Below are 12635 nucleotides of genomic sequence, written 5' to 3'. Positions count from 1 at the left end.
GATCATCGGGGCGATCGGGGTGCTCCGCAACCGGCTCTGGGGCCTGGCGCTGTCGGTGATCAACTGTGTCGTGGCAATGGTGCTGATGGTCTTCATGCTGCCCGCCGGTATCGTCGACGGGCTGCTGGCCTGCTCGGCACTGGTGCTCCTGCTGACCGCCTACTTCGGCACCCGGCCGCTCCCGCAGCCCGAGCGCTGACGTCGCGCATCGTGCCAGCCGGGGCTGCGAAGATGAGGAATGTTCTTGACGAGACGGAGCTTAACCGGTTTAGTAGCTAGATGACGTACAACGTTGTTCGATCAGAGACCTGTCCACCCACTCGATTCCGGGCGGGCCGGTTCGCACTGGCCGCGACTCTGTCGGTCGCGCTGGTCGGCGTCGGCGCCCTCTGCGTCGCCCCCGCATCGGCGGTGCCGACGGCCACCGGGGTCGCCCAATCGGGGCTGCCCGCCGCCGAGGCATCCGCCCCGCTCGCCAATCTGAGTCACCTTAACTTCCTCCTCGACGAGGTGCCGCTGCCGGTGATCGCCGGGCACACCACCTACCAGGCCGCGGAGAACCCCGCGGTCGAGGCACCGTGGACCTATGCCGACCGGAACGACGACGGCAGCTACGACAGTGTCGGCGGCGGCGCGTTCGACGCGGCCACCGGCTACTACGGTCAGGGCGCGTTCAACGCCGACGACACCTCCCGCGCGGCCGTGGTGTACCTGCGGCACTGGCAGCTGACCGGCGACGAGACCAGCCGGGGGCACGCCTTCCAGACCCTGCGCTCGCTCACCTACCTGCAGACCACCGAAGGACCCAACGCCGGCAACGTGGTGCTCTGGCAGCAGTTCGACGGCACCCTGCACCCCAGCGCCGACCCCGTGGAGCTGCCCGACCCGAGCGACTCGGCCGAGTCGTACTGGCTGGCGCGCACGGTGTGGGCGCTCGGTGAGGGCTACGCGGCGTTCGCCGACGACGACCCCGAGTTCGCCGCGTTCCTCGAAGAGCGCCTCGACCTCAGCCTCGCTGCCCTCAACCGGCAGTCGCTGGGGGAGTACGGCAGCTACGACATCGCCGACGGCGACGAGGTGCCGGGCTGGCTGATCGCCGACGGGGCGGATGCCTCCGCCGAGGCCGTGCTCGGCCTCGCCGCCTACGTGCAGGCCGGGCCCACCGGCCCGACCGCGGACACCGCCCGCACCGCGCTCAGCCGGCTGAGCGAGGGCATCGCGGCCATGTCCACCGTGGAGGGCGCCAGCGGTGACTGGCCGTTCGGCGCGATCATGCCCTGGACGCATAGCCCCAGCCTCTGGCACGCCTGGGGCGGGCTGGCCCCGGCCGCCGTCGCCACCGCATCCGAGGTGCTCGGCGACCCGGCCCTGCTCACCGCCGCGGTGCAGGACACCGCCCAGTTCACCCCGCAGCTGCTCGCCGCGGGCGGACCGAACAACGCCTGGTCGCCGACTCCCGGCGAAGCGCAGATCGCCTACGGCGTGGACTCGCGGCTGCAGAGCCTGATAGCCACGGCCGAAGCCGCCGACGCCCCCGGGCTGCTGAACATCGCCGCGATCACCGCCGGTTGGTACTTCGGTGCCAACCCCAGCGGTCTGCCGGCGTACAACCCGGCCACGGGAACCGCTATCGACGGCATCGAACCCAACGGGAACGTGAACCAGAACTCGGGTGCCGAGTCGACCATCCACGCGTTGCTGTCGATGATCGCCCTGGATGCGAACCCCGAGCTCAAGGCCGCGGCCCTGGGCATCACCGCCACGGTCGCCACCCACGGGCTCAGTGTGGTTGAGGCCGAGAGCGGGGCGATCACCGGCGGCGCCATCATCACGCCGGAGGGGTCGTGGACCGGTGAAGCCAACCTGTCCGGCGGCGCCTACGTCGAGCTGGCGGCCGGCGGAACGGTGAGCGTCACGGTTCCCACCGACGACCAGTCCCGCCGGGTGCACCCGATCGTGAACCAGGTCGTCGAGCCGTCGGGCACGACGACGTGGACCGCCGGCACCGGTCGGCATGGCACGGGCAAGACCATCACGCTCGGCACCACCGAAAACGGCGGCGCCGGCGAGCAGGGCATCACCGAGGCGCCCGGCCAGTTGTTGCCGTTGCGGCTGGAGAACACCCTGCCGGGCAAGGCCACCCAGGTCGTGGGCAGCACGGATGGGCCAGCGCAGATCGATGCGCTGCTCCTGCAGCCGCTGATCTCCACGGTCGCGGTGACCGGGCCCGACGGCGACTCGACACTTTACGTGAGCGCCGACGTGGCCGACACCCAGCGGCGGATCGACGTGCCGCGCGGGCAGAAGCTCGTGCAGCAGGCATTCGACGCCACCGGCCAGCCCGTCGCCGTCCCGAGCAAAGGCCAGGGCGACGCCCACAGCGGCAAGGTGTTCATCGCCGCCGGCGGGTTCACCCAGGTCTGGTTCGAGTCCAAGAAGTAGCCCCGGCAACGAGGTGCCCCGGAGCGCAGGAAGGCGTGCGCCGGGGCCCCTTCGCGTTCAGGGACGTGTGCGCCCGGGCCTGTTGGCGCGTCCGGCGCTCAGGCATGCTGGGCGAAGGCGCAACGGGAGGAGAGCCGATGGCGGTGTTGAGCGCGGGCATCCTGCTGTATCGGCTCACGGATGCGGGGCTGCAGGTATGGATCGCCCACATGGGCGGGCCGTTCTGGGCACGCAAGGACGCCGCCGCCTGGTCGATCCCCAAGGGCGAGTACGGCCCGGACGAGGACCCGTTCGTCGCGGCCCGGCGGGAGTTCGCCGAGGAGATCGGGGTGCCGGCGCCGGGCGTGGAGTACACGGCGCTGGGGGAGTTCCGGCAGCCGTCGGGCAAGGTCGTCACGGTGTTCGCGGCGGAGGCCGACCTCGCGGTGGAGCAGGTGGTGAGCAACACCTTCACGGTGGAGTGGCCGCGCGGGTCGGGAAATGTGCGGGAGTTCCCCGAGATCGATGACGCCCGCTGGGTGGGGTTGGCCGAGGCCCGGGTGAAGCTGGTGCGGGGGCAGCTGCCGGTGCTCGACGCCCTGGCGGAGTGGTTGCGCGGCCCGGGCGGCCGTGCGGCGACGACGCCTCGCGACTGAACCCGCGCCCGAGGCATTCAGGTCGGTTGGGTGGATGCCAGCCCGCGATACGCGGGTGCGGCGCCGGTACGCGGGTGCGGCGCCGGTACGCGCGTGGCGCGCCACCCGCGCAGCGGCGCGGTGCCCGCGCACCGCGGCAGGCCGGTTGCCGGCCGACTACCGGTGTTGCGCCCGGTACTCCGCCGGAGAGGTCGCGCACATCCGTGAGAAGCGTGAATAGAAACTGCTCTGGGACCCGAAACCCGCAGCGTGGGCGATCTCGCTCGCACTCATCGACGTGGTGATCAGCAGGCGTTGCGCCTCCGCGACCCGGCAGCGGGTCAGGTAGTCGCCGACGGTGGTGCCAAAGGTGGTGCGGAACAGGGACATCGCGTAGTTCGGGTTCAGGTGGGCGATGTCGGTGATATCCGACGGCCCGATCGGATCGCGAAAATGCGTCACGATGTGCTGCGCCATCGCCAACACCCGGCTCACCGCATCGGTACCGGCCGCCGCACCGGACGGATTCGGATGCGCCGGGGCAGCCGCGACCTCACGGTGGTAACGCATGAGCCGCCGCACCAGGGCGTGGGCTTCCAGCAACGCCACCGACTCGGTCTCGTCGTTGCCGATGTCGCCCGCCCAACTCTCGAACATCTCCTCGACGTCATGGGCGGCGGCATCGGCCGGCAGGATGATCGGCCGGTTGGAGAGAATCTCGTTGAGGTCGTGGGCGGGCAGTCGCCAGCCGAGCACGGTGGTCAGCGGAATGTGCACCCAACACGTGTCCCCGGGGTCACCGGTGTCCTGGTCGACCAGGCCGTGGGTGGTTGCTCCCCAAAAGAGCGCGATCTGACCGGCCTCGACGGCGACCCGGGTGCCGCCGAAGAGATAGTCGAGCCGGCCCCGCAATACAAAATTGAGTTCGAGGTCGTCGTGCCGGTGCGGGCGCAACATGGGCTCCGCGACGCCGCGGAACATCCAGAGCGCGGCGTCCAACGAATCGATGGAGTCGAAGCCGGCGACGTCGATGGGGGAGGTATGTACAGCAGTGGACATCCCCCGAGCATAGGACCAAACCTGAGAAAGCTGGAGGAAGAACGGTTATCGGCGGAGGGTTGTGTCAAATCCACGGTTCAAGATAGGGCAATGGAAACCTCACCCCGTTCACCAAAAATCACCATCATCGGCGCTGGTGGCTTCGTTTTCCCGTTCCGTCTGATCGGTGACCTCGTTAGCTTCCCCGCCCTCCGCTCCAGCACCCTCTGCCTGATGGACCTCAGCACCGACCGTGTGCATCGCACCGCGACCGCCGCGCGTGCCCTCGTCGACCATCACGGTTTCGACACGCAGATCATCGAGACCACCGACCGACGCGAGGCTCTGCGCGACGCCGACTTCGTGATCATCACGTTCCAGGTCGGCGGAATCGACTCGTACCGGCACGACGTGGAGATCCCGCGCAAGTACGGCGTCGACCAGACTGTCGGCGACACCGTCGGCCCCGGCGGCGTCTTCCGCTTCCTGCGGTCGGTGTCGGCCTACGAGGGCATCGCCGCCGATGCGCTCGAGCTCTGCCCGAACGCGCAGTTCATCAATTATGCGAACCCCATGGCCATGGCCACCGGGTTCCTCAACGCCAAGGGCATCAAGACCATCGGCCTCTGCCACAGCGTGCAGGGCACCACCCGGATGCTCGCGCGCACCCTCGACGTTCCCTACGACGAGGTCAGTTACGTCAGCGCCGGAATCAATCATCAGGCCTGGCTGCTCAGCTTCAAGCGCGGCGACGAAGATCTCTACCCGCGGCTCAAGGAGATCATGAGCTCCCGGCATGTGCGCGGTGCCGCCGCAAACGACCTCTCCCAGGACGACGGCGACCACAGCGAAGCCGCCGAAGTATCCACCAACTACGAGGGTGGGAACGAGCAGGTGCGCACAGCGATCATGAACTCGTTCGGCTACTTCCAGACCGAGTCCAGCCATCACGCCTCCGAGTACCTGCCGTACTTCCGCAAGGACGCCGAGACGATCCTCGAGTACATCCCCGAACGCTGGGACTACTACGAGATCTGCCTCGCCCACGACGAACAGGGCGACATCAACGAGCAGCTCGACCGGCTCAAGAACGCCCTTGAGCCCTCGGTGGAGTACGGCGCAAGCATCATCAACTCGGTGGTCACCGGCGTCCCCAGCGTCGTCTACGGCAATGTCCCCAACAACGGCCTGATTTCGAACCTTCCCGCGGATGCCACGGTCGAAGTTCCCTGCCTCATCGACCACAACGGAGTGCAGCCCGTGGCGATCGGCGACTTGCCCCCACAACTGGCCGCGCTGAACCGCACCAACATCGGGGTGCAGTTGCTCGCCGTCACCGCCGCGCTCACCGGCGACCGAGAGAACGTGTTCCACGCGGTCGCCCTCGACCCGCTGACGGCAGCGAAGCTGACCCTCGACGACATCCGTTCCATGACGGACGAGTTGCTGGTCGCGCACAGCGACCTGCTTCCGACGAATCTCCGGCCCGAGCCGGCGGCCACCCCCGCCGCGCGGCCGCAACTCCAAACGGTGTAATCCACCCACCATCAGCCTGGATGCTCCCAGGCAGCGGGCCGGATGCCGCGGGCTCAGTGACCCTGACAGCGCGGCCTCCGGCCCACCCCCACATCCACGAACCACCAGCAGTGTCGAAGATTTCCGCGCGACGATGCGCGACCCGAACGGTTGACGAAGGAGTCACTGTGGCGATCACCACCCAAAACCTGACCCGGCAGGGGGCCGTCCCGCCCCCCGCCACACCCACCCGGAACAAGCAACCCGACGACACCAAACTGGCGTTGTTGCTCATCCTTCCCGCCACGATCGGCTTGGTGACGTTCTACTTCTGGCCGCTCCTGCGCGGAATCTGGTTGAGCTTCACCTCCTGGGACCTCCTCTCCGCCGCCAAGTTCGTCGGAGCTGACAACTATGTGCGGATGGTGCAGGACCCGGTCTTCTGGAACGCCATCGGCGCCACGCTGTACTTCGTTGCGGTGAACATCGGCATCCAGACAATCGTGGCCCTGGGGCTGGCGGTCCTGATGCAGCGTCTCACCGGGTCGATCCTCGTGCGCTCCCTCATCCTCACCCCGTTCCTGGTCTCGAACGTGGTGGCCGCCCTCGTGTTCTTCTGGATCCTCGACTTCCAGCTGGGCATCGGCAACCAGATGCTCGAATGGATCGGACTCGACCGGATCGGCTTCTTCACCTCGGAGGACTGGGCGATCCCGACCGTCGCCCTCGTCAACGTGTGGCGCCACATGGGCTACACGGCGCTGCTGATCTTCGCCGGCCTCCAGGCGATACCCGCCAGCCTCTACGAGGCGGCCCGCGTCGACGGTGCATCCGAGATTCGGATGTTCAAGGCCATCACCGTGCCGCTGTTGCGACCGATCCTCGGCCTGGTGCTGATCATCTCGGTGATCGGTTCGTTCCAGGTGTTCGACACCATCTCGGTCACCACGGGCGGCGGACCGGTCAACGCCACCCGGGTACTGCAGGTCTACATCTACGACAACGCGTTCGCGCAGTTCGATTTCGGCTATGCATCCGCTCTGAGCGTTGCGATGCTCGCCATCCTGATGATCGTCACCTTCGTCCAGTACCGCATCACGCGGGCCGGCCAGACCGACCTCAACTAAGGGGACACGGACATGACTCAACTCACCAACGCGCCCTCCACTACCGCGGCGACGCAGCCCGGCGACCTCGCCGTTCCCGCCGCACGCAACGAGCCGTCGGTTCGCCGCCGGAAGACAATTCATCCGGGGCGAATCGTCGCCTGGATCGTGATGATCATCCTCCTGGTGATCACGATCTTCCCGTTCTACTGGATGCTGCGCACGGCGTTGTCGAGCAACGGCGCCCTCTCCGCCAATGCGGCGTCATTGCTGCCGGTGGACTTCAGCTGGGGCGGATTCCAACGGGTCTTCGGACTCCAGAGCATCGACGACGCCATCGCCGACGGCGGTTCCGGTGCCCAGCTCGACTTCTGGCGCTACCTGCTGAACTCGGTCATCGTGGCTACCGGCATCACGGTCTGCCAGGTGTTCTTCTCGGCGCTGGCCGCCTACGCGTTCTCCCGGCTGAAGTGGAGATTCCGTAACATCGCGTTCGGCGTCTTCCTGATGTCGCTGATGGTGCCGGTCATCTTCACCCTGCTGCCCAACTTCCTGCTGATCAAACAGCTCGGGCTGATCGACACGATGCTGGGCATCATGTTGCCGTCGCTGTTCATGGCACCGTTCGCGATCTTCTTCCTGCGCCAGTTCTTCCTCAACGTCCCCCTCGAGGTGGAGGAAGCCGCACTGGTCGACGGTGCCAGCAAGATCCGCGTGTTCTTCAGCGTGATCGTCCCGATGTCGGCCGCTCCGATCGCGACCATCTCGATCCTTACCTACATGACGGCCTGGAACGACTACTTTTGGCCGCTCATGGTGTCGTACACGGATGAGTCCCGGGTGATGACGGTCGCCCTCGGCGCCTTCAGCGCGCAGAGCCCGCAGGGTGGGCCCGACTGGGCCGGCCTGATGGCCGCGACGCTGGTCGCGGCAACCCCGATGATCATCCTCTTCGTGTGCTTCGCGAAACGGATCGTCAACTCCATCGGCTTCAGCGGAATCAAATAGGGCGGCAGACCATGACCAGACATAACTCATCAGCACCAGGCCGCCGCCGCATCCGTCGGCTGCTGAGCACCATCATCGGCTCTCTAACCGCAGCCAGCCTCGTCGGTCTCGCCGGATGCGCGTCGACCCCCGGAAACGCCTCGAGCGAGATCAGTCTCGACTACTGGCTCTGGGAAGCCCTGCAGGTACCCGGCTACCAGAAGTGCGCGGCCGCGTTCGAGGAGGCCAACCCCGGCATTCACGTGCGCGTCACCCAGTACGGCTGGGGCGACTACTGGCAGAAATTGACCGCCAGCCTCGTCGCAGGTGCGGGGCCTGACGTTTTCACCGATCACCTCACCAAGTACCCCGAATTCGTCAGCCGCGGCGTGTTGCTACCCCTGGACGACCTCGAGGCGACGAAGGGCTTCGACGGCAGTGTCTACCAGGAGGGCCTGGCCGACCTGTGGGTCGGGCAAGACGGCGCGCAGTACGGGATGCCGAAGGACTTCGACACCATCGCCATGTTCTACAACAACGACGTCCTCGAGGACGCGGGCATGACCGCCGCCGACCTCGACGACCTCCAGTGGAACCCCGAGGACGGCGGCACCTTCGAGCAGGTCATCGCGCACCTGTCGATCGACGGTAACGGCGTGCGCGGCGACGAAGACGGCTTCGACCCACAGAACGTCGTCACGTACGGACTCGCCTCCGGCGGCTCCGGCGACACCAACGGGCAGACCCAGTGGTCGTGGCTGGCCGCGGCCACCGGCTGGGAGTACACCAACGCCGACGTCTGGGGCGACGAGTACAACTACGACGACCCTCGTTTCCAGGCATCCATCGGATGGTTGTTCGGCCTTGTCGACAAGGGATTCATGCCCTCCTACGAGAGCGTGGGAACCGCCCCTGATCCCGTGCAGCAGCTCGCATCCGGAAAGGCGGCGATCTCCCCGAACGGTTCGTGGACGATCAGTGCGTACGGTCGCCTCGAGGGTGTCGACCTGGGGATCGCAAAGATCCCCTCGGGCCCCATCGGCCATCCGGTGTCGATGTACAACGGTCTCGGCGACTCCATCAGCGCCCAGACCGACCACCCGGAGGAAGCGGCGAAGTTCGTGCAGTACCTGGGCAGCGAGGAGTGCCAGGTCATTGTGGGTAAGGAGGGGGTCATCTTCCCGGCCCGCCCGGCCGGAACGGACGCGGCCATCGCCGCGTTCGAGGAGCGGGGCATCGACGTCTCCCCGTTCACCGACCTGGTCGAGGACAAGTACACGGTGCTCTACCCGGTGACCACCAACGGCGCGCAGATCTTGTCGATCATGCAGCCCGTGATGGACGGCATCTACATCGGTAGCGAAGACGTCTCGAGCCTCACAGCCGTGAACAAGAAGATCAATTCACTCTTCGCCAAAAAACCGTAGGGCGGAACAGGGGGCGGTGCGTTGAGGACCGCTCAGCGACGCCGGAAATCCGGCAGCAAAGCGCGGATCGACCGCCCCCTGATCGCGCTGAACCAGACTCCGGAACCGTACGCGAGATCGTCCAGACGACGGGCCAGTGCGAAGCGAGCCGGATCGAGGTCTGGTCGCGTTCGCCGGTACTCGAGCGCCGCATCCACCACACTCGACAGCACGAGGGCGCGGCGGATGCGGGTCGAGAAGATGCTCACCACGACGGCGAGCGGCCACCAGTGCCGCACCAGCAGCGCCATCGCCTGCACGAGGGCTGCTGTCACCCCGGTCGCGGTCAGGGTGGCAGCGACACGGTACGGTCGTTCGCTCCTGCCCAGCTTTGCGGCCACCCGCACTGCGGTGCACACCGAAATCGCCACGGCCACGGGTACAGACCAGCGCCGCTGCGCGAGGAGGGCGGCGAGGACCCCGACACTCCACGGCGGGAGCACGGCCGGGGCGATGTCGTGCGGGTGCCGCACGGAGAGCGGATGCGCCGAGCTCCCATAGAACGCCTTGCGGCCCAGCCAGTCGCCGACCCCCTGGCGGTGTTCATGCCAGACCCGGGCGGCAGGCTCAAAACGGATGCGCCAGCCGTTCTCGGCCAGTCGCCAGACGAAGTCGACATCCTCCCCCTCACGCATCTCGGCGCTGAAGCCTGAGCCGATGGCGTCGACCCGTGCGATCAGGAAAGCACCGGGCACCCAGGACACCGGCGATCGCGGCCGAACCGTCGCCGGATGGATCCCCAGGTCAAGTGAGGAGCGGGATTCTTCGTAACGACCGATCCAGTTCAGGCCCCGGTCATCGCGCAACCCGAGCACCCGCGGGGCGGCCAGGGCAACCCTCGGGTCCGCGAAGTGGCGAAGCAGGATCGACGTGGCGTCCGCGTCGAGCACGATGTCGGAGTCGACGAAGGCCACGTAGGGCGTTGTCACGTGTCTCAGCCCCTCATTGCGGGCGGCTGCCGGGCCGCCGTTCACCGAAAGTGCAAGATAACGCACGCCCGTGTGCGCCCGCACGATTGCCTCGATAGCCGGCCGGTCAGGCGAGACGTCGTCGACGACGATCACCGATCGCCCCTCACCGATGCTCGTCAGCAGCCGGTCGAGTGCGGCCGGCCGGCCGTACACGGGGACGACGAAGGTGACCTCCGATTGATCGACGGGAGGCAGGGACGCGAGCACGGGGTCGGCCATGCCGGCCTCCAGCAGGCGGTCAGCGACGGTGCGGGAGGCGGCATTCGTCACCCGGATCTGGCGGTCGACGACCAGGCGGCTCGCCTCCGCGGACAGGTAGAGCACCCGGGTGGGCGAACCGCCGATGAGGGCGCGGCCGCCGTCGGTCACGCGAACCCGGCGGCCGAGGCGAAGGCCGAAACCGTCCGGCAGCGAGAGGTCCGGCACAGTCACGACCCTGCCCCCGGCACCAGAGCGGCAGCGACCCCGATGTCACGCAGGCAGCCATGCTGGTCGACGGATGCGGTGCGCAACCGGCGCACGACGCCGTCGACCATACCGGCGAGAAGCTCCGCACCCTCGGCGGCGCTCGCACCCGTCGGGTCGCCGAGCACACCAGACGGCGACACCGCGCGGGTGCCCCCCTTCCGCAGCAGTGGCAACAACTGGCCCAGGGGGGCCGTGTTCCCGGGACTGATGCGGCCGAGATCAACCAGTTCCGGCGCGAGGTGCAACATGATCGAGGTCTCGGTGCGTCCGGCATGGGCGTCCCCGCCCACGCTGAAGCAGGGCGCCCAGGCGACGTCATGGTCCTCGGCGATCATCCGCGGTATCACCCGGGCGAGGGTGGAGACATTGCCGCCGTGCCCGTTCACGAACACGATTCGCCCGGCCCAGGTGGCCAACGAGCGGACAAGCTCTGTGGCCATGACCTGCAGCGCGTCGTGCCCGATCGACACCGTACCGGGAAACGATTGATGCTCGCCACTGGCGCCGTAGGGAATGACCGGCGCCACAACGACGGGCCTGGCAGCATCGCCCGACACCGCATTCGCCGCGCCGGCCGTGACAGCGGACGCGATACTGCAATCTGTGGTGAACGGCAGGTGCGGGCCGTGTTGCTCGGTTGAGCCGAGGGGCACGAGCACCAGGGGTGATTCGGTGATGGACGGCCAGGCCATCCGATCAAGAAATACCGTCACGCTTGTCCTCGTCCCCCTCGTCACGCTAGGGCAGCTGCTTCTCGGCCTGCACCTTGGCTTGCTCGGGCGCGGCCGCCGTTCGTTCGGCCGGACGGCCGGCCGCCGATCCCTCACCCGTACCGCCTTCACCGAGAGTACGCGTGAAGGTCGGCGGGATATAGAGGTCCTCTGGCGAGAGCTCGTGGATCGACGAATGCCCGAGGCCGAGCACGGCGGAGTCGAGGCCGCCGCGCAGGATGTCGAACACGTTCTCGACACCGGCCTGGCCGTTCGCGGCCAGACCCCACAGGTACGCCCGACCGATCATCACCGCGCGAGCGCCCAGGGCGAGGGCCTTCGCAACGTCGCTGCCGCGGCGGATACCGCCGTCCAGCAGAATTTCGATCTGCCCGTTCACGGCCTCCGCAACAGAGGGCAATACCCGGATGGTCGCCGGCGTGCCGTCGAGGTTGTTACCCCCGTGGTTGGAAACCGAGATTGCCGTGACTCCCGCGTCGATGGCGCGCCTGGCGTCGTCCACCCGGGTCACGCCCTTGAGCATGAACGGGCCGCCCCACTGCTCGCGCAGCCAGGCCACGTCCTCCCAGGTTGGCGGCGGGGTCTGCATCCACTCGTAGTAAGCCCCGAAAAACGTCGGCGCTTCGCCACCGGGTGGGGTGAGGTTGGGCGTGGTGAGGTCGGGGATGCGCCTGGTCTTGGCGAAGTCCCAGAGCCACTTCGGATGCGGGAGCACATTCGGCGCGAAGGTGACCATCGTCTTCAGGTTCATCTTGTCGGGGATGGTCGGGCTGCCCCAGTCGCGTCCGTTGGAGAACGACCAGTCCAGAGTCGAGATGAGTCCCTGGGCGCCCGCTGCCCTGGCCCGCTCCATCCGCTGGATCATTGCGTCGCGCGTGCCTGTCCAGTACATCTGGAAGAAGGTGTTGTCGTTGGCCGCGGTGACCTCCTCGATTGGTTTGGACGCGAACGACGACAGGCTCATGATGGTGCCGCGGTTGGCGGCGGCGCGGGCCACGGCTACCTCGCCGTCGGGGTGCACGGCCTGCACACCCGTGGGTGAGATGATCACCGGCATCGATATCGGAATGCCCATCACACTCGTAGAGAGGTCCCGGGCGGCCTGGTGGCCGGCCACGTGCGGAGCAAAACCCAGTTCACCGAACGCCCCGACATTGTCATCGATCGTGACACCCTTCTCCGAGCCCGCCAGCAGAGCGCCGTAGACGGACGAGGGAAGCCGTCTTTTTGCTCGCCGCTGCGCTTCGGCGACCGTCTCGAACCACGCGTTTCTTGCCATCAGTGTCCTCTTCTCTGG

Annotated in this window: 10 protein-coding genes and 1 pseudogene; 7 read left to right on the top strand and 4 right to left on the bottom strand. The window is 67.5% G+C overall.

What is annotated here, in order from left to right:
- From JWP54_RS08945 to JWP54_RS08935, 3 genes and pseudogenes are all read left to right on the top strand, one after another.
- Positions 1-199: pseudogene (locus tag JWP54_RS08945) on the top strand (hypothetical protein); the annotation flags it as partial.
- An 80-nt stretch (positions 200-279) separates the two neighbouring features.
- Positions 280-2442, top strand: coding sequence for a hypothetical protein (locus JWP54_RS08940; RefSeq protein WP_297370604.1), 2163 nt, complete (start codon positions 280-282; stop codon positions 2440-2442).
- A 137-nt stretch (positions 2443-2579) separates the two neighbouring features.
- Positions 2580-3077 carry an NUDIX domain-containing protein gene (locus JWP54_RS08935; protein WP_297370602.1) on the top strand — a complete coding sequence of 166 codons (498 nt, stop codon included), beginning with the start codon at positions 2580-2582 and terminating at the stop codon, positions 3075-3077.
- A gap of 156 nt (positions 3078-3233) precedes the next feature.
- Here JWP54_RS08935 and JWP54_RS08930 read toward each other — a convergent pair whose 3' ends face one another.
- A complete protein-coding gene (locus JWP54_RS08930) occupies positions 3234-4115 on the bottom strand; it encodes a helix-turn-helix domain-containing protein (RefSeq protein ID WP_297370600.1) in 882 nt (293 codons plus the stop codon).
- Positions 4116-4205: 90 nt separating this feature from the next.
- Here JWP54_RS08930 and melA point away from each other — a divergent pair, with 90 nt between their 5' ends.
- From melA to JWP54_RS08910, 4 genes are all read left to right on the top strand, one after another.
- Positions 4206-5630: an alpha-galactosidase gene (melA, locus tag JWP54_RS08925; RefSeq protein ID WP_297370595.1), complete on the top strand. Its 1425-nt coding sequence runs from the start codon at positions 4206-4208 to the stop codon at positions 5628-5630.
- Between the two features lie 167 nt (positions 5631-5797).
- Entirely contained in the window at positions 5798-6736 is a 939-nt protein-coding gene (locus JWP54_RS08920; RefSeq protein ID WP_367274199.1) for a carbohydrate ABC transporter permease, read from the top strand.
- Between the two features lie 12 nt (positions 6737-6748).
- A complete protein-coding gene (locus JWP54_RS08915) occupies positions 6749-7723 on the top strand; it encodes a carbohydrate ABC transporter permease (RefSeq protein ID WP_297370592.1) in 975 nt (324 codons plus the stop codon).
- An 11-nt stretch (positions 7724-7734) separates the two neighbouring features.
- Positions 7735-9129 carry a sugar ABC transporter substrate-binding protein gene (locus JWP54_RS08910; protein ID WP_297370589.1) on the top strand — a complete coding sequence of 465 codons (1395 nt, stop codon included), beginning with the start codon at positions 7735-7737 and terminating at the stop codon, positions 9127-9129.
- Positions 9130-9161: 32 nt separating this feature from the next.
- Here the strand turns inward: JWP54_RS08910 and mftF are convergent, their stop codons facing one another.
- The 3 genes from mftF to mftD are packed head-to-tail and all read right to left on the bottom strand — an operon-like array spanning position 9162 to position 12617.
- The gene (gene mftF, locus JWP54_RS08905; RefSeq protein WP_297370576.1) at positions 9162-10571 is read right to left on the bottom strand and encodes a mycofactocin biosynthesis glycosyltransferase MftF; all 1410 of its coding nucleotides are present in this window, start codon (positions 10569-10571) and stop codon (positions 9162-9164) included.
- Positions 10568-11320 (bottom strand): mycofactocin biosynthesis peptidyl-dipeptidase MftE, encoded by a 753-nt coding sequence (gene mftE / locus JWP54_RS08900; protein WP_297370572.1) that lies wholly within the window; start codon positions 11318-11320, stop codon positions 10568-10570. Before mftE ends, mftF begins: the two co-directional genes overlap by 4 nt.
- Before the next feature lie 25 nt (positions 11321-11345).
- Positions 11346-12617, bottom strand: a complete 1272-nt coding sequence (mftD, locus tag JWP54_RS08895) for a pre-mycofactocin synthase MftD (RefSeq protein WP_297370569.1) — start codon at positions 12615-12617, stop codon at positions 11346-11348.
- Positions 12618-12635: the final 18 nt, after the last annotated feature.

It is taken from the genome of Cryobacterium sp. (assembly GCF_025463825.1).
Taxonomy (GTDB): domain Bacteria; phylum Actinomycetota; class Actinomycetes; order Actinomycetales; family Microbacteriaceae; genus Cryobacterium.
The sequence above is the reverse complement of the archived record's forward strand: the minus strand, read 5'-3'. Positions and strand labels throughout refer to the sequence as shown.